This window comes from Liquorilactobacillus hordei DSM 19519 (assembly GCF_019443985.1).
In the GTDB taxonomy this organism is placed as follows: domain Bacteria; phylum Bacillota; class Bacilli; order Lactobacillales; family Lactobacillaceae; genus Liquorilactobacillus; species Liquorilactobacillus hordei.
The window spans coordinates 1-24,424 of sequence record NZ_CP049303.1 but is presented as its reverse complement, the minus strand read 5'-3'; the positions used below and the strand labels follow the sequence as shown (position 1 = coordinate 24,424).

Here is a 24,424-nt window from a genome sequence, read left to right as displayed (position 1 = left end):
ATTATAAATTCGAGTAATCGTTGTTATTTGAGTAATAGTCGCTTAAGTCATTTTAAATTCCTCCTTTTTAGAATAAAGAAAAAAGGGGCTGTGCCATAAGTCCTTCAAAATAGAAGAGATTAGTGAAAATCGTTCTTTGATTTTCGCTAATCTCTTCTTTTTGTTTATAGAACAGTTATAGTTGGTAACCTTTGCCACCAATTTTCTAATGTTCATTGCCATCAAGGCAATTCCAGCTTCCTTTTTTACCTTCTCAAGACCTCTAACCGAAAATCTTTTAAAACCCAAACAAGCCTTCAATCCACCAAAAACTGATTCGACATCTATTTTACGTCGTCCATAAATTGAACCAGTTTGGTGATTTGAAAGCAACTTGCGTTCCTTAGCTTTGAAGTACTCCCAAGCGTCATTAATACTTATTTTGCGAAGATTTCCGCTTTTAGTGAACGCTCGGTGGTCAATTTGAAAATCATTATCATATTTGTTTGCCTTATACTCTTTAAATTCACGTACAAACCCGTACTTGTCTTTGCGCTTACGGTAAGTATAAAAACTAAATCTAACTCCTTGCGGATCAATAAAATAATCATCTTTAGGGTGATATGTCCAATTCATGACCTTACGGTCATCGCTTTGCCATTTGCGACTATTTTCTTTCAACATTGTCCCATACGGAATCAACGCTGTATGTTCAGGTAATTCATCTTCAAAGTATCGATAATTTGATTCTGAACCGTATCCTGCATCGGCCACAATATACTTACCTAAAGTTCCAGCTGCTTGTTGCTGCTGTAAAAAGGGAATTAATGTTTTGGTATCTCCTGGATTTTGAAAAATGCCAAAGGCAGTTACAAATTGTTTACTCGTGGCGATTTGTAGATTATAAGCCGGTTTTAGCTGTCCGTTGAACATTGAATCTTCTTTAACACGCATAAAAGTCGCATCATGGTCTGTTTTCGAATAACTATTTCGTTTACCATAAATTCCAGTTTGTATTTTATATTCCAATAACTTAGTTTGGCGTAACTTAAGTTTTCGTTTTAACGATTTCAGTTCTCGACGTCTGGGTTTGGAGAGGTGTGCTCCTTTTCAATCTTTTTATTCAGATCTTTCAAGTTATTCTCTAACCGCAAGATAATTTCATCAAGCATTTCTAAAGTAAGATCTGTCTCTACTGGGAGCTGGCATTTAAACTTAGCTTCATTTAATTCTTTCAGAAGGGATATAATCGCAGAGCGATTAAGCTTGTCAAAACGAACAGTATTCTTACGCCAAACAAAACTATACTTATTGGCATCAGCCAAAATTTTAGTTCCATCAATAAAAGTAACCTCATCAATAAAGTTATTTTGCTTTAGATATTTGGTTAGTTTTTGAATGCATTGATTGATCAAGTTCTCAACTTCATCTGAAATTCTAAAACGACAAATTGTTCGGTAGGCTGGAACTTGTTCTTGCGTCAGCCAGCGGGCTGCCAAATTCTCTTCTGCCAAGGTATTAATACGACGACTACTGAAGATACCTTTTGTGTACGCAAACAAAATTAATTTTAAAAGTACACGCAGATCATACTTACGCGGACGTCCAAAGATGTAGGGATCTTTAATTTTAAGGTCTTCAACTATTTGATTAATCATCCGTGCAGGATGATTTTCTTTTGGTTCCCAGTCAGTTTTGATACTAAGTACAGTCAGATTTATGTTATAATTATCGTACATTTTGATTATCCTTTCTATAGGGGTATTGTTTGTAAAGGTGCTGGCTGCAACCGGTGCTTTTTTATTTTTAATTATACCAAAAGAGCTTCACCAGAAAAATCATTACTTTCTCTGGTGAAGCTCTTTCACTTAGGACTTATGGCACAGCCCCTTTTTTTATTATTGATTCGTTAACGAGAAAACATTATGAATGTTTAATCTTTTCTCTATTCGAACTTACAGTATTTTTATGTGTCTTATAGAAATACTCAAGTTTTTGATCAAAATCATGGATAAGTGCATGAATATTTTGTTGACCTTTCCATCCTGCATACCCAAATATCAGCATTCCCAGAGCACCCATTACAAACAAGGAGATTCCAAGTATATTAAGCCAAAAATTTTGGTGATGGAAAAAGTAAATTACGACGATTCCAAGACCACTGATAGTAGTCCAAAGCTGAAACCAGTAACCTAAATTTTTAAGCATATGCTTCTGATATGCAACCTCTTCCTCATATCCTTTTTTCATTTCTTGAATTGTCATTTTTACTTTCCCCCTTATTATTGACTATTTTTAGTATGAGAGACCAGGATTGAAGAAACCAAGTAGAACACCAATAAGTGAAATTACTACGAGAAGTACCATTGTCCAAATAGCAGATACATGTTTCTTTGTCATTAACCACCAGCAGAATAGAGTTACGATAACTGTTAACAATCCAGGATAGATACTGTCTAATTTGTTCTGAAGATTAAGGAAAACTTTGCCATTTGCTCCATGTAATTTAAGTGAAGTTGTAACGTTTACCCATGAAGCTAGAACACCACCAACAACCATACTACCAACAATTCCGATTGCACGGCGGATAGCAGCTCCTTGTTTACCAACTAAGAAACTAACGGCTTGATCTCCAAAACGATAACCACGGAAATATAGGAAACGTTGTCCGAAGTAGGCGATTAATACCCATGCAACGATGTAGAAGATTGCACCAAGTGGTGAACCCCCGGTTGACATACCTAGAGAAATACCTAAGAGAATAGGAATAAGAGTTCCATCAATCAAAGAATCACCAATTCCGGCAATTGGTCCCATGAGTCCAGCACGCATATCATTAATGGTTTCACCATCAATTTCTTTACCATTGGCACGTGCTTGTTCCATACTTGCTGTAATGCCGACAATTACGGTTCCTAACATTGGATTAGTATTGAAAAATGCTGTATATGCCTTAATTGCTTTAACTTGATCTTCATGTTTTGGATACAGTTTCTTGAGAATTGGCAACATTGATGCCATATAACCAAATGTCTGCATATGTTCTTGTGAGAAACATGTTAACGCGCCCCAAAACCAGCGATGAAAAGATTTTGTCAGGGTTTTGTTATCAAGTTTTTTTGTGTTATTAGTATTTTCCATAATCAAATATCCTCCTCGTCGTCATCATTATTTGGACCTTCAGGAACTACACTGTTGTTTTGTTTGTCACCTTTAGACATTTCAACTTCATACATGATAACTGCAAACAGCAATGAAACGACTGTGACTGAAACTAAATTAAGACCTAGTGAAGCTGCTAATGTAAAACCTACAAGGAAAGGAATAAAATCAGCTGTCCGACCTATAATTTGGCGAAGTAAAATTGCGATTCCGACACATGGTAGCATGCCACCAACTGTGAATAATGTTTTCATAGCAACGCCATCCATAGGCAAAGCATTTCTTAGGGCTGTTACAGCAGTAGCACCATAGTAGGTAAGAAGCATTGTTGGTAAGAATGAGAATATAGCGTGAGAAATCCAAGGCCAACCGAAGTTAACAGCCGTTAATTTATTAAGTTTCCCATTATGAACATCTTTCCATCCGAATGATTGCCAAACCAAGTTCATAGTAGCAACAGCATAATAGAGAACTGTACCAACAGTTCCAACTAATGTTCCGACTGATTTAGCAAGGTTAGCTGCACTACCACCAAGTGGATTTAACCCCTGTGAAGCAATAGCAACCATAGCTAATGGAATACCAATATAAGAAATTGCACGAACATCAGCAGAAACCGTTCCACCTGGTGTAACGAGTGCAATATAAACTAACTGCATAGCAACACCACAGGCAATTCCTAACTGAAGATCACCTAAAATAAGACCACAGATAAGGCCACCAACTAATGGACGACCGATTGTATAATTACCGACCGCTTGGCCAGCCATACATGAGTTAGAACATAAGCAAGCAAACAGTCCTAAAAGTGCTGCTTGAATCCAACTAATTGTCATTTTAAATCCCCCTCTTTTTTAAATCTAATAACCAAATTTTGACTTGAATTTATCCCAACTACCTAATCGTTGATCAGGTAACAGTGCAAAATCTACCTTGTAACCTTTTTTCTCAATTGCTTCAAAAGCCGTTCCTTCTTCTTGAGTAAAGGACTGGTTATCTCCAAGCTTTATTGCATTGTCTCGATCGTTACCAGGACCCACGATAACAGTTTTTATGTCACTTGGTTGAAAGTTGAAATCAACTAAGATTTTCTTCATATCTTGTGGATTTTTAGTAATCAAGAAATACTTGGTTTTAGAATTCAAAACTTTATCCTTGACCTGTTCAAAATGCTCAAGTGTCCAAACAAATGTTTTTTTGTCAGAAGCAGCTTTGTAGGCACCTGCTAAAACAGGGTTATTGGCAGCTTTATCATTTACGGCAATAATTCCGTCACACGGATATTCTTTGCCCCAACGGACTGTGATAAGTCCATGAATCATTCGATCATCAATACGCACAAAAGAAATTGACATTATAATATCCCCCTTTAAATATCATCATCAGAAGTTTCAGATGCAACAGCTATATCCAAAAACTTAATTGCACCTTTTGATTCTGACATTATTTTTGCTTTTAATTCTTCCTCATCCATTGTGTCTTTTGACATCAAGGCAGTTAGTGCCATGGAGAAGTTCATACCGCCAATTATGAAGCTATCTTGCAATTTGTTATATTTGTTCAAAGTGTTACAAACGGTTGTAAGTGGGCTACCACCTATAATATCTGCTAGAACGATAAATTGAGCATCAGTTGGAAGTTTTTCTAAAATTGTCTCGAAGTGATGTTCTAAAGTTGTACTAGTTTCATCAGGCTTTAGCCCAACGGCAATAACTGAATTAATAGTTTCTCCCGCGAACATACTCAAAGTCTGTTTCAATCCGTTTGAAAAATCACCATGACTAACCAATAATAAATATTTCATTTTAATCTCTTCCTCTTCCGTAAAATCATAATCGATATAGCTTTACAGAAACCGATGATTGATTATCAATGGTGTGTAATTATTTTTTACGCAATTGATACTAGTCATCGTGAAGGAAGCACCTCCTTTCGTTATGAGAATTTGTAAACTATTTCTTAGATTTGTCTAGACTTAAATTAAGATACCGCTTACACTTATTATATTAAGCATATACCATTGAAAAGTCACTTGAATGTTGTGCTTAATTATGATTGATAGTGCTTAAGGAGGGATTTTTTTGAATGCTATAGAAAAACTTTACGCAGCAATTGCGCAACAATTTCCTGATGAACGTATTACAACCAAACAGGCTGCTGATACTGTTGGTCTGACACGAGGCGTGACAAGTAGTTACTTATCCAAGCTAGAAAAACAAGGAAAGCTCTTAAAAACAGGGAGCCGTCCTGTGTACTGGCAAATTAAGAGGGATGAATCTGCTTTTGATGAATTGATAGGGTTTCGTGGCAGTTTACGAGAGGATATAAATCATGCTATAGAAGCAATTGTTTATCCAGGCCATGGACTTCCTATTTTAATCATAGGTGCTCATGGTACTGGAAAACTGTCGCTTGCCCAAGGTATCTTCAAGGAAGCAATCCAACGTGGTATTTTTACCCAAGAAGCAGTTTTTAAAATAATTGATTGTGGTAAATATAAAAATAAATTCAACTTATTGCAAAGAGAAGTACAAAGCATTGGCAAAAAGGAACAAGCGGGATTTTTATATATCAAAAATTTGCAAGTACTGCATTCTGAAAAACAGCACGAACTCTTTATGCTTGCTAATCAACAAGAAAAAACAAATATTCGCTTTATTTTTTCAGCAATCACAGACCTAAATAATACAAATTATATTGATTTTAATTGTGCTTTAGTACAAATTCGCTTGAGTTTGCTCAATGAACGTCCACTCGATGAAAGAATTACATTTGTAGGATTATTTTTACAGCGGCAAGCTAACAAAATAGGTAAGGATATTGTAATTTCACCGCGTTTACTGATTAAGTTGGCTAAATTCACCAATGTTGGTAGTATCAGTGAACTTAACAATCGAATACAGTTATTGTGTGCAGAGGCATACGCAAAAGCACCTAATATTAAGCAATTAGTAATTAGTAAGGCCGATGAAAATGCAATTTGTATAACACCAAATCGTGAATTACTAGAAACGAGAATCACTTCATTAGTGACTAGTGCATTACAGCTTGGGCCAACAGCAACTAACTTACTTAAAGAACTTTCAGAATCACTCCTCGCAGGGGAAACTATCACTGAGCAAAACTTCTTAGTGCTTAAAGTGCTTAATCAGGTTGATACTACTGTTAGCGAATCTCTCTTAACAGCACTTTCTCAAACAATTCGCCAATCTTCGCAGGAAGCTATTACACATCAATATGGAGTTACTTTTCAAGATGATGACAACTTTTGGCGCTATGTTGCACTTGCTTTTGTCTTCGCTAGTCTATGTGGTGATAATCTACCAATTACAGAATCTGTACCTAAACTTCAAGTTGAGATAAAAAAACGATATCCGCGCAGTCATTATCTATTTAAACAACTACTTAACAAAATAGCCCCTCAAAATATAAAAAGTGCATATTATTATCTACCATTTTTCGTATTGATGGTTCAGTGTTCAGAGAAGATTGAATCAGTACACTACAATGCAATTTTACTTACGCATGGAGAACACACAGCATCCAGTATTCAACAGGTCGTCAACACACTTTGTGGTAACTATTTTTTTGAGGCTTTTGATATGCCTATTGATGTTTCCATTAATAGGATAAATGCATACGTGCGTGATTACTTAGTTGATCAAGGTTCTTCTCCGAAAGGCAATATTATTTTGTTTGATATGGGTTCTCTAAGGGAAATGTTCAGGGAAATAAAAAAAGTATCCGATCAGGAACTTTTAGTTGTTAATAATGTTACAACTTCAATGGCACTTGATATTGGTTTGCGAATTCAACGCAATGAACTTTTCCAATCAATCGCAGATGCTAGCCAAAAATATAGTTCAACTACAGATACACAATACTATGAGGGATTATCGAATCGAAAAAACATTATTGTTTCATGTATGTCAGGAGTAGGTCTTTCGGAAGAATTAAAAAAATTGATTGAGGAAACACTTTCCCTATCATTAGAGGTAATTGCCATTGATTACAAGCACCTGCATGCGTTGTTAAAAAATAATGATCGTCAATTTTTTTCAAATACACAGTTGATCTTAACTACTACAGATGTTAGCGGTGATATGGGGATTGATATTATTAACATTTATAATATTTTTGACAAATCAGTTTCATTAAAATTAGAAACAATTCTACTTCAAACGGGAGAAACTCAAAAATCTAGTAATTTACTGATTGAACGCTTATTACGCTTTTTATCAATTGAAGGAATCCGTGGGCGTTTGCAAATTTTAAATCCAGATGTTGTGATCCAAGAAAGTCAAGACATTGTATCTCATTATGAGAATTTTTATAACGTAAAATTTGAACCAAGACTGAAATTAAATCTATATATGCATTTATCACTTATGATTGAACGAATGCTTGTAAGTACAACAGTTTCAGAGAATTCATTCCAAGAAGCATCGTTAACTCCTAGGAAGAAAGATTTTATTTCTTTATCTAAAGGAATCTTTCAACCGGTGGAACAAAAATTCAATATTAAGGTTCAAAATTATGAGATAGAGTTGCTTTACCAACTGCTCAAGGATTTTATTTTTATTGATAAGTAGAAAGTGATATATTATTCGATTTAGCAAAAGTAAATTTTACAACTATACTCAAAAAAGAATTTACAGCATTATATCTTTTTTATAAACAAATAGAGGAGAATAGTGAAAATTAAAAAACAATTTTCACTATTCTCCTCTATTTTGGTAAACCAATGGTTTAGTTTTTTTAAACTAACTAAATTTATGATGCTCTATCATTATCCCTTCCCCAAACAAACTTGATTATCTTTTGGCTCACTTGGGGATTTTGTCGGAGCATATGATGTTGAGCATCCCAGCCTTTAAATTCCACTTGGTGATAGCTTTTTGCACGGTTACCGATTAGATATTTAAGTGAACGAGCAGATGTGGTACTAACACGACCATCTGAGTTTGATCCGTTGTCCAGGTTTCCATAGATGTTGAGTACATGAACCTGATTAATTGGATAATTTTCTTTTCGATTCAAGAAGAAGTGATAGAAATCACTCATTTTTTGTGGACGACTATCAGCAGCTAACTTATTATCGGGAAAGCGAAAACCATCAATATTTGAACCGTCAAATGGCCCCGCAATGTCAACTTGGTGTACTAATTGGGCAGTCTTTTTTTCGTGACCAAGTAAATAATACATTAAGTCAAGATTACCTAATGAATGAGCGACAACATTATACTTTGTAAAGTGATGCTGGGATTGAAGTTGTTTTAAAACTTTGCCAAACCAAAAAGCATAACGAGGATAGTTGCGATTATGATTGGCGATAAAATTAACTTCTATTAATGGGTTGTAACTTTGATTTGTCCAGCGAGAACTATGTAGTATACGGATTGAGCCGTTGCGTCGTACATTTGCGCGAACAACAGTATTGGTAACCCCATTTTCAGTTGCAGAATTTACCATATATCTTTCGGCACGGTAACTGCTACCGTAGCCATGGATGAAGAAAGTAGGTATATCAGTTTTTTTGAAACCTGCTTTTTTTGTGGAGGCACCATGAACGACACCCCAACTTGAAGTACATCCAAGTAATATTATTATAATGGCAAATAATAATTTGCGTTTCATCATAATTTCCCCTAACTATACAATGAATTAAATCCCTTTGAGTCAGAATATCATATTGAACGAGAAAATAATGATAGGTTTATATAAAATATAATCTGATTTTTAGAATATTTACAAATACTTAATTATTTAGTTGCTCAAGTGAGTGAAACCATTTCTCATAATCGGAAGCAAAAAAACTTTCTTTAGCATAAACAAAGTAAAGTTCATGCTCGACCACTCCACGTTGCAATGGCAATTGTTTAAGAACTCCTTTTTTTAAATCATTTTCTACTAAAATTCTGTATAAGAAGCTAACTCCTGCTCCGTCTTTGACGAGAAGGCGTAGTAATGTTGGTTCGGAGATTGTCAATAGTTGAGAAAAATCAGTAAGACTTATATTTTCCTTTTGAGCAAGAGAAGTCAAGATTTCCCGTGATCCAGAACCTTCTTCCCTTATGATTAGGGGATATGATAACAATTCGTTCCAAGTTACTCTTTGTTTTCGTGCTAATGGATGAGTAGCACTGACAATAGGTACAAAGGGTTCGTTTCTAATGATATGGTATGAAAAATTGTGCTTCTCGAAGTTTCCTTCGACAATACCAAAGTCGATTGTTCCGTTGTCAATCTGCGATAAAATACTTGCGGTATTTCCAGCAAGGCACTTTATTGTAGTGAAATCAGCTTTGTCTAACATAATTGAAATCATCTTTTTGCCAATAACTTCACCTAATGAACGTGTAATACCAAATGAGATTTCACGTTTTTGATTGTCATTTTGCAGATTACTTAATACTTTAATGGCTTGTGCGTGTGCACGAGTTAAAAAAGCTGCGAGTTGCTTGCCTGCAGTTGTTAATGTTAAATTTGGTCGCTTATAAATAACTAATTTTAAATTAAGGCTGTTTTCTAGGCGCTGAATTTGTTGTGTCACAGCAGGTTGTGAGATGAAAAGTTGTTGGGCCGTTTTTGTGTATGAGAGTGTTTGGCTAAGGACTAAAAACGTCTGATATTCTTGTGAAATCATTAGAACCTCCTACATAACTATTACTTATATTAATATAATAAATCATAATTTTATTTTATGGGTAATAATTAGTATGATTAATCTGTAAATTGTTGAAAGAGGGATTGGAAATGATAGGAACTATAAGGAGTTATTCGTTTTGGCTTGCAGTTGTGATGACATTAATTTGTGCTGTAATCGGAACGTTTTTGGCACAATTACCATATTTATCACTTTTTGGAGCACTGATTATCGCATTGATTTTAGGAATGTTTTTTCAATCTTCTAAGAAACTAGTAAATCAAGCGAGCGGTGGAATAGCTTTTATTTCAAATAAATTTTTACGCTTAGGAATTATTTTACTTGGTTTCAAATTAAATCTGGTTCAGTTGGCACAAGCTGGAATTAAAACGATTTTATTAGCAATTGTGATTGTTACGGGTACAATCTTTTTGACATACTTGATTGAAAGAAAGTTTGGTGTGGAACCTGAATTAGCAATTTTAGCGGCGAGTGGTACCGGAATCTGTGGAGCCGCCGCAGTGATGGGAATATCTCCACAAATTAAGGTAGCACCAGAAAAATTAGAACGACAACACGAAAATGAAGTATTGGCAGTCGCAATCGTTGCGATTATGGGAACTGTGTTTACTTTTATTGATCTGGGACTAAAACCATTACTTGACTTAACACCTACACAATTTGGTGTTTTTGTGGGTGGTTCACTGCATGAAATTGCACACGCTGTAGCCGCAGGAAGTGCTGCAGGACCAGTCGGATTGGATAATGCAATAATTACTAAGCTTTCTCGAGTACTAATGTTGGCCCCAGCAGCATTATTAATAGGTTTTTGGTATCAAAAAAAGAGTAAACAAGATAATACTGAGAAAGAGGGAACTGCGAAATTACCGATTCCTTGGTTTATGGCAGGCTTCATTCTTGCAAGTGTTGTAGGAACCTTTGCTCCATTAGGAACGAATATGTTAAATATTCTGGTCAAAGCTGCATATATTTTTTTAGGGATGGCCATGTCTGCGCTAGGTATGAGTGTTAACTTTAAGGTGATACTAAAGAGAGGACTTCCTGCATTTGCAGCAGTCTTTATATCATCGATTATTTTGGGGATATTTGTTTTGACAGTTAGCAAACTCTGGTTTTAATTATTATTTATCTGACATATAACTTAATAAGAAACTATAATTATACGAAAAAGCATCTCCAAGATTTGGAATATTCATCCAAGTTTTAGAGATGCTTTACTTATATCATATTCTCATTTCTGTGATCTAAAAAGCTTTTATTCTCTTTCAGCAATAATAATTTTAGAACGATTATTTTAGACAATTTACCAAGGACGTACCAAAAAAGAAATAAAGAAATAAATTAGTATTAAAAAAATAGCTAGTACCCATTGCCATTTAGGTAAATCGTCCTTGTAAGTAAGTGTCCGCAGCGCTCCTTCGCTAAATCCTTGTGAGGTCATCGCTTCAGCCAAATCTTGTGACCAATTTAAGGCTACAATAATGATTCGCAAATAAAGGCTAGGATTCCAAAAATGATAGGTTGTACCACGCATCATTGCTGAATAACGAATTATTTTGTATTGTCGTTTTATTCGTCCTAAAAGATTGAAGGAAGCTAATAGTCCGTAAACAAAGGTCGTAGATAGTTTTAGATGGAGTGATAAACTCAACAAAATATTCTTGATAGGAATTGTCAATGTAACAATTGCTCCTAGATAGAGATAAGCGTAAACACGAGAGGCATAAATCCAGGCAGTATGCCAAACATCTCCTGTTCCAAATGCGATAAACGACCACCAACTTCCTAGTGCTAATGGAAAAGCATAGAGGCTAGCTAGGAATAATAATTTGCCAGATGTCTTGCAATAGCAAAGGTACATAAGAGTAATAATAACAACTCCAATATTCGTGGAGACACTATGTGCAAATGTAATTTGAAGACCAACACCAAGCATAATAATTACTAAGATTGTAGGATTGATTCTTTTACTACTCAATTAATCTTCCTCCAATCGCCTGATAGTCTGCCCAGCCATTAAGAACTCGTAATCAATATTTTCAATAACACCTCTACGCTGATGTGAAATGATTAATGTTGCAATTTCTAGATCCTTAGTCGTTTGCTTAATCAGAGTTAACAAATTATCAAGGGAGCTAAGATCGAGTCCTGCAAAAGGTTCATCAAAAAGCATTACAGGCTGAGACATAATTAACATGACTAATGCTTGGACTTTCTTTTGTTGCCCTCCAGAGAGTTGATAATTAACATGACTTAGCACATGAGTGAGATTAAGTTTTTCAACTGCTTCTTGAACTCGTGCAGTTGTCCAATATTCTGAATGAAGGGAGTTTGCTTGTGAGAGTGCAAGTTCCTCATTGACATGGAGTTTGATGAATTGATCACTGCTATTTTGAAAAATCTGCGCAACAATTTTTGCCCAATTACGCAATCTGATTTTTTCAGAAGATTTGTTATTGTATAGTACATGACCACTGTATTTTTTTTGGTGCGAAAGTGCGGCAAAGAGAGTCGACTTACCTATACCGTTATCACCAGATAAAAGACCAATATATCCCTTAGGAATACTAAGTGAATTGGGTGATAGTAACAAACGCTCACCCACGGAGAAACTTAGGTTTTGCCATGAAAAAATTGAGTTATTGGGTAAGTCTTTTTTTTCTACATTAGGTTGAGACGGTAGGTTCGAAAGTTCAGTTAACGGTAACTCAATTAAATTTTTCGCAGAGACTTTGATTTTATACAAGTGGTCAACAAGACCATCATAGTCTGAAATATCATGATCAGAAATAAAAATTGTTTTGTTTTGCGTGAGTTGCAGACGTTTCAATTCATTTAAGATTTCGACTCGTGAAGTAGAATCTATATTAGCAAAAGGTTCATCCAAAAAAATGATGGGACTATCAAGTGCGAGAATAGTTGCTAAGGCCACGCGTTGTTGTTCACCGCCAGAAAGTGTTTGTAATATTCGATCCTTGAACTGAAATAAATTTAATTCTTTGAGGATATTCAGTGTCCTTTTTTCAATTAAATGAGTGGGATATTGAATATTTTCTAAAGCAAATACTAGTTGTTCAAAGACTGTTTTCATCGTGAATTGTCTACTAGGATTCTGAAAAAGCATGGCAACATGTCGTGCTCGCTCAAAAGGAACAATATCTGTAATTTCTTGCTCATTGAGTAAGATGTGCCCCTTTTGTTTAATACCACTATATTGTGGATATAAACCAGACATTAGCTTAAAAATAGTAGACTTTCCACTTCCTGAAGGGCCAAGCAATAAGTTAAAAGAATTCAGCTGCAACTCAAAATTAAGATTCTCAAATATTGGATAGGAATCAGCTGCGTAAGTGAAAGTTAAATCTTCTATTTTTAAGGACATGTTCATTTAATCAATCCAGACTTATCTGTTAATTTTTTTATCCAGTATACCAATATTCCAGCGAAGAAACCAATTGAAATAAAGCGAATTACAAAGAGGCTGATTAACAATCCTACTTGGTATTCACTGTAGCCGCTTTGGAACCAGTCCCAAATAAAAGTAACAATAGTTGAGCCAATCGTAGACAATAAAAGACCGAGCTTTCCCCAATTTTTGTAACCTGTAACGGCAAATCCCAGCTCGTTTCCAATTCCTTGAATAAAACCAGAGATTAAGGTAGAAGCTCCCCAACTAGAAAACAACAACATTTCAACAGCAGCAGCTAATAACTCCCCTATAACGGATGCTCCTGCCTTTTTTAATAGTACCCCAGCTAGTGGGCCGGCCATAATCCATACTCCAAGTGTTAGGTCATTGGCATATGGTTTGAGCGGTGTTGCAGCTACTGCGTAATAGGCAAAGCTCCAAACCTGATAGATAATTCCGAAGAAAATGGCGATGATTGCCAAGAAAATGACATCTTTGACAGACCATCCCTTTTTAGTATGATTAACAGTTTGCATAATAAATCGCCCCTTTTAAAATTTTGGAGACAACAAAAAGAAATGAATTGCGAAAAAAAGCCACCATACTCTCAGTGATGAGTATGCCGGCAGGTTGTTTGCTTTGATTAATATAACAATCAATTGATACAAAGCTCCCTCCGCTGGCATTGTCCAGATCAGGTCAATGGGTAATTCTCAGCCAATTAGGCACCCCAGTTTGTTAATCTCTTAAAAACAAATTAAGTCTAGCAAATATTGTGTGAAATGTAAAGTTCTAAATGCTAGGTGATAAAGTAACTTTTTAAATTTCGTTGTGAAGCTATGTATTCATTAAAATGCACGATTACGGTAGAATACCGAACTCTGTATTAGTCTGAATTATAAATTAGCGTTATAATTAAGGTTGTTAGTCAGCGACGAATTATTAAGAGTAGCTGACTTTTTTATAAAGAGGCTTGGTTTTTTTAGGAGGAATAACGATGAGTGATGAGAAAAGAAACAATCAAAATAAGCAAATAATAGAAGTTAGTAAGTTAGGTGAGGCTTTTCGAAAACGTACACATGTTTCATTTATCTTTAACAGACAGCATTTTAAGGGAATTGTTGAGAAGCAGTTGAAAAATTCTGCAATAATTGATTTTGATGATGAGTATAAAGGATCAGAGACAGCTCTTGACTTAAAACAAAAAGTTGTAATCAGTTATTCAAAGATGAAACTTCTAAAATAATTTCGTAAAGGAAAGATGAGGTAATGTTTAGTATTACGACTTTTTTGTCCAAAATAAGAGGAAGATTTACCCCGATTCAATTATTAGTTTCATCGTATTTTGGATTGATTGTGATAACCTTTTTTCTATTATGTCTACCATTCTTTAGATACCCAGGAGTAAAGGTATCATTTCTAGATACTTTTTTTATGGCTGTGTCAACTATTAGTGTAACGGGTCTTAGCACTGTTTCTCTTCACGAAGTTTATAATAATTATGGAATATTTTTGTTGGAGTTTTTGTTCCAGATAGGCGGTTTTGGAGTTACTGTGATAGCAACAGTTGGAATGATTATAACAGGACAAAGAATTTCATTACATCATCGGCAATTAATTCAAGTCGATATGAACCAACCGCGATTGAGTGGAACTGTTCGCTTAGTATACTCTGTGTTTGGATTAATGATGGCCTTACAGTTCATAGCCGGAATAATATTTTCAGGATATTTGTATTTAACAGACAGTTTGTATGATTTAAAAAGTGCACTTTTCGAAGGTTTTTATATTGCAATTTCAGCCGTTACTAATGCCGGTTTTGATATAACAGGCAAATCACTAATGCCATTTCGACATGATTATATTTTTTTGTTACTAGTAATTTTATTGATTTTGATAGGCGGAATTGGTTTTCCAGTCCTAACAGAGTTTCGTGAGTGGATGGCTCTAAAGATAAGAACACATGGTAAGGGAAAGTATAGGTTCTCATTATTTTCCAAACTAGCTTTTCTCTTTGCGATTATTTTTTTTGTAGTAGGTGCGGTATTGATTTTTATGTCGGAGGTTGGACATAGTTTTATCCATATGCCGTGGGGTGAGAAAGTAATTACGTCGTTATTTTATAGTGCTACAACACGAAATGCAGGCCTTCAGTTAGATTCGCTTACTGGATTTCGAACCACAACTTTATTATTATTTTCGATATTAATGTTTATTGGTGCTAGTCCAAGTTCAGTTGGTGGAGGTGTCAGGACTACGACAATCGGAATTTTGATATTATATATGGTGTCCTTTATCCGTGGAAGAAGGTATGTCAATATTTTCGGAAGAAGGATCGGACAAGATGATATTCAAAAGGCAGTTGTGGTTGTCAATTTATCGCTGATATTGTGTACGGCTGCAACTTTAATTTTATCTTTTACTGAGAAAGCAACATTTATTTCAATAATTTTTGAAGTCGCATCAGCTTTTGGAACTACAGGTCTATCTCTGGGAATAACTAGCTCGCTTACTTTAGTTGGCAAATGTGTGATTATTGTTTTGATGTTTGTTGGGAGAGTCGGAATGTTGTATATGTTAATGCTATTTGTTTCTAAGAAAGAACAAGATTTTAATTATAGATATGCAACAGAAAAAGTTATAATTGGGTAAAAAAATTTTTTGTACGCATTACTTAGAAATAAAATAAAATTAGTGTTAGAATTGTATTATTTAATAACAAAAAGTGAGTGGAAGGCAGATGACATTTTACCGTGATTGATAAGGTTTTTTATAAGCAAATTTTGAGTAAGTCTTTTAATATTCCAGTTCGTGTTACTTATTGGGATGGAAAAAGTGAAGTTTATGGTGAAGGAACACCAGAAGTGAATATTACTTTTAAAGAAGCTGTTCCAGTTAAAGAAATAATGCGTAATGCATCAATTGCTTTAGGGGAAGCATATATGGATGGTAGGATTCAGATTGATGGTTCTATTCAGAAATTAGTCAAAGCAGCTTATGATTCAGCTGAAAGTTTCTTTTATAATAGCAAGCTAAAGAAATTTTTACCGAAGCAATCGCACTCGGAGAAAAGCAGCAAATATGATGTTCAGAGTCATTATGATTTGGGAAATGATTTTTATAAGCTATGGCTTGATCCGACAATGACCTATTCTTGTGCATATTTTGAACACAAAGATGATAGTTTAGAACAGGCTCAAATGAATAAAGTGCATCACATTATTAAGAAATTGGATCCACAGCGGGGAAAGACATTGCTAGATATCGGTTGTGGTTGGGGAACCTTAATGCTGACTGCCGCTAAGGAATTTGGTCTGAAAGTTGCTGGGATTACACTGAGTGAAGAACAGTATAAATTTGTTAAACAGCGGATTGTAGATGAGGGATTGGAAGGTCAAGCAGAAGTATATCTTGAAGATTACCGCGAGTTAAAACATGAACCCTTTGATTACATTACTAGTGTTGGAATGTTTGAACATGTAGGTAAGGAAAACCTTGAAACTTATTTCAAAACGATTTCCAAGTATTTGAGTAATGATGGTGTTGCTTTAATTCATGGAATAACCAGACAACAAGGTGGAGCATATAATGGTTGGATTAACCAATATATTTTCCCTGGTGGATATGTACCGGGTCTGAATGAGAATTTGAAACATATTATTGACGCAGGAATGCAGGTTTTTGATATAGAAACGCTCAGACGCCACTACCAACACACACTTGAGATTTGGGATGAGAACTTTAAGCAGCATTTAGATGAAATCTCAGAAAAAATGGATGAGAAGTTCATTCGAATGTGGGATCTATACTTGCAAGCTTGTGCTGCTTCTTTTGAGTCAGGCAATATTGATTGTATTCAGTACTTGATTTCTAAGGGACCAAGTGGAAAGAACTTACCACGAACACGCGATTATATTTATGAATAAAGAGTAGTGAGTGTGACATAAGTGAAGTGCCTTACAAAACTTGGACATGTAAATCAAGTTTTGGAGGTGCTTTTTTGACACGTAATTATACCTACAGCTTTAAGTTGAAAGTAGTTAAAGAATATTTAAATGGTGAAAATTCACTCCACACACTGTGTCTGAAATATAAGATGCCGAGTGATACTCCATTAGTAATTTGGGTGTCGCGTTATAAAGCTTTTGGTCCTACCGGACTTAAACAGCTTAAACGCCGGCACTATTCTAATGATTTCAAGGTAGCGGTTATTACCTATTACTTGAACCATTCTACCAGTATTCAAAAAACAGCCATCCACTTTGATATCAGCCACACAGTCGTTTATAATTGGCTTAAATTAATGCGGCAATTTGGAATTAAAGCCGTAATTTCATCTAAGATAGGACGACCCAAGATGGTTAAGAAAAAGAAAGAAACATCCAAGAAAAAGACCGAACAACAGTTAATAGAGAGACAACAAAAACAAATCAGACATTTAGAACAGGAACTTTCCTATACTAAAATTGAGAATGTTTATCTAAAAAAATTGGATGCCGTAATTCGAAACAAAAAATAGCACTAAAAGTTAAAACAATTAACGAATTGCGGCGTGATTATCCCTTTATTACGCTCTTAAAAGTTGCGGGACTTGCGCGTTCGACGTATTACTATCATTTAGCTTGTCTAAACCGGCCTGATAAATATCGTCAGGTTAAACAAATTATTCGGCAAGAATTTGCCCGCTCTCATCAAACTTATGGTTATCGTCGCATGAGATTTGTTTTAAAACAGCATCATGTTAAACTTTGTCTAGAAACTGTTCGTAAAATTATGTTTTCTATGGGTCTGAAAGTTACTCTTTTTTCAAAACATTCTGGGCGGTACAACTCATATCATGGTCATGTTGGACAGGTGGTACCTAACTTGCTCAAGCAACAATTCAAGGCCCATAAACCATATACTGTTTTGCATACTGACGTCAGTCAGTTTAAACTTACGTGTGGAAAATGGGGTTATATTTCGACAGTTATTGATGAGGCTAGTAATGAAGTTTTAGCCGCTAAAGTTAGTTCAACACCCAATCGTGTTTTAATCGATCAAACCCTTGAGACAGTCATTAAAAAGATTCCCGCAACCACTAAACCAATTCTACACTCTGATCAAGGGTGGCAATATCAAATGACCAATTATCAAGCTAAACTAAGACATCATCATTTCATTCAAAGCATGTCTCGTAAGGGAAATTGTTTAGACAATGCCCCAGTTGAGAGCTTTTTCAGTATGCTTAAACGTGAATGTTTAAGGCGCATTAAGGTTACTTCTCTCAATGAACTAAGTACGTTAGTGGAACATTATGTTGCTTGGTATAATACCCAGCGAATTTCACTTAAGCGGCATGGATTAACTCCAGTTGAATATCGTAAACAGTATCTAACTAACAATTAAAACAAACATGTCCAACTTTTTTAAGGCAGTACAAAGTCGGGAAAATTTGAGTATTAACTCGAAATTACGAACATGGCGGGTACTTTACTATTAGTAATTCGAAGTTAGACGGAAAGTTTTTGCTTAAGGAACACGCCTACACAGAATAATTAGTGAGACTGAGTCAAAATTCAACTTTTGGCACAGTCTTTTTTTGTTTTTAGAACTAAAAGTATTAAGTTCACCTTATTAGTAGGGAATCTCTGAGTGTAACATCACTTTTTACGGTCTACACTTTGATTATACAAGTTCCCCCATTTTTCCATTGATTTAATTACAGGAATTAGTGTTTTCCAAAAAGAAGTTAATTTGTAATCTGTTTTTGGAGGCATTACAGGATAGATAGTTTTTCAATTATGCCATCAATTTCTGGCTCTTTTAGCTGAAGTGCCAGCATTCTGCGAGAACAATCTTTCATAGTACGTTGTAGTTCTCCAAAATGGCAGATTTTATTCTTAATGAGATGATACAGAATTACTGCTTTCCATTTGCCGGAGATTATTTGAAGAGTACTCTCTACAGGACAACCTTGAATCTAACTTTTGAAGGGCATTTAAATATTAAAAATAATTTCTAATATTTACTGAAACACTTTTTTAGGGGTTACATAGTTTCTGGATTAAAAATCTTATTTTTGAACGGGTTGGCCGCTATAAACTTCAAAGCCAGCAGAAACAGGAATATTTTCACCAGTAATTGGATTAGATTCATCAGAGGATAAGAAATACATAACACGAGCAATATCATCTGCTTCCGCTAATTTTCCAAGTGGGCTAGCCTGTTTGAAGGTATCAATTATTGATTGAGGATTGGCTTTAAACATAGGGGGTCATTGTTGGACCGGGATTAACATTGTTAACCCTAATCCATATTTACCGTAATCAAGGGCCATTGCACGAACCAGATTTACTAATGCTCCTTTTAGCAGCATCATAAGCGGCCATATTATAATCACCGGTTAATCCAGAGATAGAAGCAGTATTAACAATTGTACCTGCTTTTTGTTCTATCATGTCAGGTACAAATTCTTTTGTCATCAAGTAAACTGATTTTACATCAATTGCCATGATTCGATCCCAAGCATCTTTGGTAACTTCATGCAAAGCACCTTTGGTAAAAATAACGGCGTTATTAATAATACTATCAACTCATCCAAATAGCTGACTTGTTTTAAGTTTCAAATCAGCAACAGATATTGCATTAGATACATCAGTCTGTTGGAAAGCAACTTGTTCGGCTGAATATTTTGATGAGAGTTCCTTTGATAAGTTTGTTCCTCTGGTGTGTTAACTATTTTTTTAGAATTCTTAAGTTCTTTTATTAGGTCTCTGACAGTGTATTCTGTCTGATTTTGGGTTTCAACTCGTCGTTTGATAATTGCCATTTCTTTTTTAAAACTGAATTTTTTAACATGATAATAGTTGGCAAAGAAGAGACGAGCGTGCTCATTAAACGTGAAGCCTTCTCCAATTAATTTCGTTTCTAAGTTTATATCAGTTTTTGTTAGAGCTTTTCGATTATTTGTGCGTAGAGGTTGGATTTCTTTTGAAGGTATGCCATCTAAGTAGCAAGATAAATAATAGTTTAATTCAGCCTTTGTTCCATATGTTGGTAATCTACGTTCACGGCATAATTGGATTAATTCAGTCTTATAAAAATAGTGTTTTGCTAGGTCGTTTTTTGTTAATTGCATAATTCACCTTATTTGCTATATTGAAATTCATTTTAAAATTTTTTTCAAGGCTTTAATAAAATTTTACCAGCACTTTTTCCAGATTCTAAATACTCATAGGCTTTTTGACCATCAGCTAATGAAAAAATTGTTGGTTCACTAATCTTTATCTTATTTTCTTGAAAATAAGAAAATAATCTTTGACTGCGCTTCTTTCGTTCGATTGCATACTCAGATAATCCCACAAGTCTCCAGTCAGGATGCTTTTTGATTGATTTAATAGTTTAATGGGATCAATTTTGGAGGATTTCCTCCAGACATACCATAAAAAATGACTTTTCCTTTGTTAGTTGCAAGAGCTAGACTCTGTTCAAGTGTTTTTCCTACACCGTCATAAATAGTATCAAATTTTCCGTTCAAATTCTGATTCCAAGGAGTATTTCTTAAGAAAATTTTGACCGCTCCTTGTTGAAGAGCCAATGTTTGCTTTGCAAGTGTTGAGGTGATCCATAAACATTTATACCATCACTGGTTAGCATTTGTGACAATATCTGGCCAACACCGCCACTGATGCCGTGAATGAATACATTGTTACCGGGAAGGTTTTTTCCGAGATCATGTGCTAGAAAATCAGCAGTTAATCCCTGTAGGCCAACAGAAGCAATTATTTTTGGATCTAGGTTTTCAGGGACTATAATTGCATTTTCAGACGGAACGCTGACATATTCTGCATTAGCGAAGGCACATCAACAAAGAAGACAGTATCTCCTAACTTGAAGTCATTAATATGGCTACCAACTGCAACAACTTCGCCAAGTGCCTCGTAACCATTTAATGTAAGGATGGTGTTTTTCAATGTGATATGTGCCACGTCGACGATAAATATCGGCAAAATTCAATCCAATAAATTGAGTTTTAACTAATATTTGCTCCGCATTTATTTGGGTGACTGAATATTTCCATACTTCAAAACAGAGTTATCTCCAAATTATTAAAATATAGTGCTTTCATATTATCACTTGAATTTTAAATTATTACTAATTTCAGAATAACATAAAAATAATATTGTTACTGCTAAGAGTCAAACAGAGATAGATCTCTGGTGCTCATAGTTAAAAATATTATTTAATGTTTAGATGAACTTATGTTTTGGATGTTGAGTTAGTTCGTAAAAATGAAAAGAATTGAAGACATGAAACTAGTGCTTTTCCCATTCTTCTTTAAGCAATGACCAAACATTTTCATCATGGAATCCATCAGCTAGCAACTCGTTTGCTCGAAGTAAGCCATCAAGATGGAAACCAGCTTTTTTTGCAACTTGATTACTGCGTACGTTTTCCACTGCTGCATGAATTTCGATTTTATGAATATCATAGTCTGTAAATCCAATCGTACACATTCCGGCAACGGCGCGGTGAACAATTCCATTACCTACATGTTTAGTTCCTAGCCAATAACCTATATCCGCACATTGGTTTGTTGTGTTAAATTTGTTGAAGCTAATCATTCCTACAGGGGTGTCTCGGTATAGAATAACTGTATTTAATGAGCGTTCATTACCAAAGTTTTTTAAGACACCACTAAGAAATGTTTCTTCATCTTCAATACTTTTCAGTGAGGGAACCCAAGGCAACCAAACCTGTAATTCTTCGTGACTCTCTTTAATAATTTGAAAAAGAGGTGCGGCGTCGATTTGGGTCTGGGTAACGCTAGACTAACTTCAGAATCAATTTTGTATGTAAACATGGTTTCACTCCTTAAAAAAATATTAGTTTTAGTATATGTTGTATCATTTTGAATTTCAATTTATTTTTGTATCTGATTGATCAAGCACACCTTGCCAGCTAATGATCATTGAAAGTTAATTTTTTCATGATTGACATCTATCAAGTTTTGTTCTTTAATGAACGTAAATAATTTTTGAGAAGAGATTCAGTTTTGTTATTTTAGAGAGAGCACCGGGAGCTGAAAAGGTGTAGGTAACGACTGATGAAAATGAGCTCAAATTAATGTTGAATGGTGTAAGCTATTCAATCGGTAAAATCCGTTATCTTTTTTGACAATTTATGTCATTGAGATTTATCAAATGATAAATGAAGAGCAAGTGGTACCACGGTCAACCCGTCTTGCACTATGAGAATAGTGTCGAACGGGTTTTTTGTTTGTTGTTTAAAAATAATTAAAGAAGAAAGTGTTTTTATGCGAATTACTGCTACAGCTGAAACTGAATTTTTAGAAGAAGTCTTCCAAAAAGCTGGCTTTTCTGCTACTGATGGCACATTATTAGCTGATACTTTAGTGGATGCGGATTTAAGAGGAATTTCTTCTCATGGAATTCAACGACTTGATTGGTATATCCGAATGGTTAAAGATGGCACTATCAAACCACAAAATGAGGTCAAAACTTTAAAAGAAACGGATACCAGTCTATTACTTGATGCTAACGGAAATATGGGACAGATTGCATCTGCTTTGGCAATTAAGAGTCTAATAAAAAAAGCCAAAACTACTAATATTGCTATGGCCGTTATTCGCAACTCAAATCATTTTGGCACAGCTGGGTATTATTCTCGCTTAGCGGCCGAAGCAGGCTTGATTGGGATTTCGACTACTAATACACGACCGCTCGTTGTACCGACTAATGCAATCGAAGCTTTCTTGGGTTCAAATGCTTTTGCTTTTACTTTCCCAGCTGATCCACATCCTTTTGTTTTTGATGGGGCGACATCAAGTGTTTCTAGCGGTAAATTATGGTTTTGGCTAAGAACCAAAAGCCAATTTTGGAGAATGGGCCATTGATCGTGAGCGAAATATTATTCATGATTCGAAAAAAGCTGCTGAAATTTTATCTGAAGTTGCCTTTACGGAACATCAATCCGGTGGTGGGGTATTGACTCTTGGTGGTAATCGGGAGGAAAATTCAAACTACAAAGGTTTTGGTAATTCGTTAGTTGTTGAATTGTTGACGGGGATCTTAGCTCAAGGATCAATTTCGGCGGATACCAACACTGGCAAGCACGACTTTAGTCAATTCTTTATGGTTATTAACCCTGCTTTTTTGGTGATTTAGCAACTTTGAAAGCTAATGCTGAAAAAATGTTTGAGCGTATTCGGAATTTAGATCATATACCAGGAACCCATATTATGATTCTGGCGACCGTGAATATCGTAACTATGACCATAATTCGAAGCATGGTGTTGTCATAGATCCGAAAACAATCCAAGAGATTACTGCAATTGCCGAAAAATTTGCAATTAAGTTACCGCAAGAAATTAAAGAATAGTATGCTACAGATGGAACACGTTTATACGAAATAATTAGCGAGGCTGGGTCAAAATTTAACTTTTGGCACAGCCTCATTTAAAACAAAAAGACAGTAAAAAGCTGGGAAAAATTTTCGTCTAATTTCGAATTAGTACTCAAATTTTCTCAGCTTTTATTATACATTTCTTCTTGTGAGCTATTCTTGTCTTACCAGCAAATCAATAATCGACTGTCGCTCAATCTTACCAAAATAAGGGTTGTAAGTCTACTTTATCTAAAACCTCAGTAATAGCATCTCGATCATAACGAACACCAATCAATTTCTCAGTAAATTTTTTAACATCAGTTTGCCCAAAAAAATCACCATAAACTTGCAGGTAGCTGATACAACCATGCTTAATCTGTAAGCGAAAATCGATTGTTCCTTGGTCAAAATGTTGTCGGTGCTGAATAGAAGCCTGCGGTGAGTTTCCGTAAATCCAATTCCAATCACTGAAATCTTATGATTTATATCCGCGACGGCTTGTTTGGCAGTATCATCCAGAAAATACTCATTGGCTTGGTTTAAATCAGTTACGCCAAAATCTTTTGTGCCAATGTATCACGGAATTCTTCAATTGTTAATTGCTGATAGTTAGGAGTAAAAAACGGCTTAAGGTTGGTAACTCGGCTGTGAACCGATTTAATTCCTTTGGCTGCTATTTTATCTTTCGTACATTCAATGCTTTTGCAATTACGTTTAAATTCACATCGTACATCAAGGTTCCATGAGAAAACATCCTTCCGCGTTGTAGGCGCATCGCATTACCTGAGAATTTTTTACCATTAATTTGCAAATCATTT

22 protein-coding genes, 5 pseudogenes and 1 riboswitch are annotated in these 24,424 nt (G+C 35.2%); of the genes and pseudogenes, 8 read left to right on the top strand and 19 right to left on the bottom strand.

Annotation, left to right across the window (positions count from 1 at the left end; translation table 11 throughout):
- Nucleotides 1–42 precede the first annotated feature (42 nt).
- The 6 genes and pseudogenes from G6O70_RS01385 to G6O70_RS01360 all read right to left on the bottom strand — a co-directional run bounded on the left by G6O70_RS01385 (nt 43) and on the right by G6O70_RS01360 (nt 4,945).
- A pseudogene (locus tag G6O70_RS01385) lies at nt 43–1,718 on the bottom strand (IS1182 family transposase).
- A gap of 184 nt (nt 1,719–1,902) precedes the next feature.
- The gene (locus G6O70_RS01380) at nt 1,903–2,244 is read right to left on the bottom strand and encodes a hypothetical protein (protein ID WP_057870147.1); all 342 of its coding nucleotides are present in this window, start codon (nt 2,242–2,244) and stop codon (nt 1,903–1,905) included.
- A gap of 30 nt (nt 2,245–2,274) precedes the next feature.
- Nucleotides 2,275–3,120, bottom strand: coding sequence for a PTS system mannose/fructose/sorbose family transporter subunit IID (locus G6O70_RS01375; RefSeq protein WP_057870148.1), 846 nt, complete (start codon nt 3,118–3,120; stop codon nt 2,275–2,277).
- A gap of 2 nt (nt 3,121–3,122) precedes the next feature.
- The gene (locus G6O70_RS01370) at nt 3,123–3,977 is read right to left on the bottom strand and encodes a PTS mannose/fructose/sorbose/N-acetylgalactosamine transporter subunit IIC (protein WP_057870149.1); all 855 of its coding nucleotides are present in this window, start codon (nt 3,975–3,977) and stop codon (nt 3,123–3,125) included.
- A 24-nt stretch (nt 3,978–4,001) separates the two neighbouring features.
- Complete coding sequence (locus G6O70_RS01365) at nt 4,002–4,496, bottom strand: PTS sugar transporter subunit IIB (protein WP_057870150.1); 495 nt, start codon at nt 4,494–4,496, stop codon at nt 4,002–4,004.
- 14 nt (nt 4,497–4,510) lie between these two features.
- Nucleotides 4,511–4,945, bottom strand: a complete 435-nt coding sequence (locus G6O70_RS01360) for a PTS sugar transporter subunit IIA (protein WP_057870151.1) — start codon at nt 4,943–4,945, stop codon at nt 4,511–4,513.
- Between the two features lie 277 nt (nt 4,946–5,222).
- Between G6O70_RS01360 and G6O70_RS01355 the strand changes: the two genes are divergently transcribed.
- On the top strand, nt 5,223–7,733 hold the full coding sequence (locus tag G6O70_RS01355) for a PRD domain-containing protein (protein WP_057870152.1): 2,511 nt from the start codon (nt 5,223–5,225) through the stop codon (nt 7,731–7,733).
- Nucleotides 7,734–7,914: 181 nt separating this feature from the next.
- On the opposite strand, the gene G6O70_RS01350 is transcribed toward G6O70_RS01355, so the two are convergent.
- Both G6O70_RS01350 and G6O70_RS01345 read right to left on the bottom strand, forming a co-directional pair.
- Nucleotides 7,915–8,781, bottom strand: a complete 867-nt coding sequence (locus G6O70_RS01350; protein WP_258236144.1) for an alpha/beta hydrolase — start codon at nt 8,779–8,781, stop codon at nt 7,915–7,917.
- Between the two features lie 118 nt (nt 8,782–8,899).
- A complete protein-coding gene (locus G6O70_RS01345) occupies nt 8,900–9,787 on the bottom strand; it encodes a LysR family transcriptional regulator (protein WP_057870154.1) in 888 nt (295 codons plus the stop codon).
- A 110-nt stretch (nt 9,788–9,897) separates the two neighbouring features.
- Here G6O70_RS01345 and G6O70_RS01340 point away from each other — a divergent pair, with 110 nt between their 5' ends.
- Nucleotides 9,898–10,926 (top strand): YeiH family protein, encoded by a 1,029-nt coding sequence (locus G6O70_RS01340; RefSeq protein WP_057870155.1) that lies wholly within the window; start codon nt 9,898–9,900, stop codon nt 10,924–10,926.
- A 185-nt stretch (nt 10,927–11,111) separates the two neighbouring features.
- Here G6O70_RS01340 and G6O70_RS01335 read toward each other — a convergent pair whose 3' ends face one another.
- Genes G6O70_RS01335 through G6O70_RS01325 form a run of 3 tightly spaced genes read right to left on the bottom strand, consistent with a single transcriptional unit; the run spans nt 11,112 to nt 13,753 of the window.
- Nucleotides 11,112–11,786 (bottom strand): energy-coupling factor transporter transmembrane component T family protein, encoded by a 675-nt coding sequence (locus tag G6O70_RS01335; protein WP_057870156.1) that lies wholly within the window; start codon nt 11,784–11,786, stop codon nt 11,112–11,114.
- Entirely contained in the window at nt 11,787–13,190 is a 1,404-nt protein-coding gene (locus G6O70_RS01330) for an ABC transporter ATP-binding protein (protein WP_233419183.1), read from the bottom strand.
- 2 nt (nt 13,191–13,192) lie between these two features.
- The gene (locus G6O70_RS01325; RefSeq protein WP_057870158.1) at nt 13,193–13,753 is read right to left on the bottom strand and encodes an ECF transporter S component; all 561 of its coding nucleotides are present in this window, start codon (nt 13,751–13,753) and stop codon (nt 13,193–13,195) included.
- Nucleotides 13,754–13,870: 117 nt separating this feature from the next.
- Nucleotides 13,871–13,960, bottom strand: a riboswitch (TPP riboswitch).
- 254 nt (nt 13,961–14,214) lie between these two features.
- Between G6O70_RS01325 and G6O70_RS01320 the strand changes: the two genes are divergently transcribed.
- The 5 genes from G6O70_RS01320 (at nt 14,215) to G6O70_RS01300 (ending at nt 18,605) form a co-directional block, all read left to right on the top strand.
- Complete coding sequence (locus tag G6O70_RS01320) at nt 14,215–14,463, top strand: hypothetical protein (RefSeq protein ID WP_057870159.1); 249 nt, start codon at nt 14,215–14,217, stop codon at nt 14,461–14,463.
- Between the two features lie 23 nt (nt 14,464–14,486).
- A complete protein-coding gene (locus G6O70_RS01315) occupies nt 14,487–15,869 on the top strand; it encodes a TrkH family potassium uptake protein (protein ID WP_083481942.1) in 1,383 nt (460 codons plus the stop codon).
- A gap of 101 nt (nt 15,870–15,970) precedes the next feature.
- A complete protein-coding gene (locus G6O70_RS01310) occupies nt 15,971–17,143 on the top strand; it encodes an SAM-dependent methyltransferase (RefSeq protein ID WP_057870161.1) in 1,173 nt (390 codons plus the stop codon).
- Between the two features lie 74 nt (nt 17,144–17,217).
- Nucleotides 17,218–17,736 carry a helix-turn-helix domain-containing protein gene (locus G6O70_RS01305; protein WP_219934263.1) on the top strand — a complete coding sequence of 173 codons (519 nt, stop codon included), beginning with the start codon at nt 17,218–17,220 and terminating at the stop codon, nt 17,734–17,736.
- Between the two features lie 26 nt (nt 17,737–17,762).
- Complete coding sequence (locus G6O70_RS01300; protein ID WP_219934264.1) at nt 17,763–18,605, top strand: IS3 family transposase; 843 nt, start codon at nt 17,763–17,765, stop codon at nt 18,603–18,605.
- Nucleotides 18,606–18,859: 254 nt separating this feature from the next.
- Here G6O70_RS01300 and G6O70_RS01295 read toward each other — a convergent pair.
- From G6O70_RS01295 to G6O70_RS01275, 6 genes and pseudogenes are all read right to left on the bottom strand, one after another.
- Nucleotides 18,860–19,179 (bottom strand): annotated as a pseudogene (locus G6O70_RS01295) (winged helix-turn-helix transcriptional regulator).
- Between the two features lie 93 nt (nt 19,180–19,272).
- A complete protein-coding gene (locus G6O70_RS12105) occupies nt 19,273–19,467 on the bottom strand; it encodes an SDR family oxidoreductase (protein ID WP_233419171.1) in 195 nt (64 codons plus the stop codon).
- Nucleotides 19,468–19,525: 58 nt separating this feature from the next.
- Entirely contained in the window at nt 19,526–19,747 is a 222-nt protein-coding gene (locus tag G6O70_RS12100) for an SDR family NAD(P)-dependent oxidoreductase (RefSeq protein ID WP_258236143.1), read from the bottom strand.
- Nucleotides 19,748–19,821: 74 nt separating this feature from the next.
- On the bottom strand, nt 19,822–20,337 hold the full coding sequence (locus tag G6O70_RS01285) for an SAP domain-containing protein (RefSeq protein WP_187327480.1): 516 nt from the start codon (nt 20,335–20,337) through the stop codon (nt 19,822–19,824).
- Nucleotides 20,338–20,381: 44 nt separating this feature from the next.
- Nucleotides 20,382–21,327: pseudogene (locus tag G6O70_RS01280) on the bottom strand (zinc-binding dehydrogenase).
- A gap of 187 nt (nt 21,328–21,514) precedes the next feature.
- Nucleotides 21,515–22,062: pseudogene (locus G6O70_RS01275) on the bottom strand (GNAT family N-acetyltransferase).
- A gap of 453 nt (nt 22,063–22,515) precedes the next feature.
- On the opposite strand from G6O70_RS01275, the pseudogene G6O70_RS01270 reads away from it, so the two are divergent.
- A pseudogene (locus tag G6O70_RS01270) lies at nt 22,516–23,600 on the top strand (Ldh family oxidoreductase).
- Between the two features lie 223 nt (nt 23,601–23,823).
- On the opposite strand, the gene G6O70_RS12095 reads toward G6O70_RS01270, so the two are convergent.
- Together G6O70_RS12095 and G6O70_RS12410 are read right to left on the bottom strand one after the other, a co-directional pair.
- A complete protein-coding gene (locus G6O70_RS12095) occupies nt 23,824–24,000 on the bottom strand; it encodes a lipoate protein ligase C-terminal domain-containing protein (RefSeq protein ID WP_258236172.1) in 177 nt (58 codons plus the stop codon).
- Nucleotides 24,001–24,279: 279 nt separating this feature from the next.
- Entirely contained in the window at nt 24,280–24,381 is a 102-nt protein-coding gene (locus G6O70_RS12410; protein WP_373566426.1) for a hypothetical protein, read from the bottom strand.
- Nucleotides 24,382–24,424 lie beyond the last annotated feature (43 nt).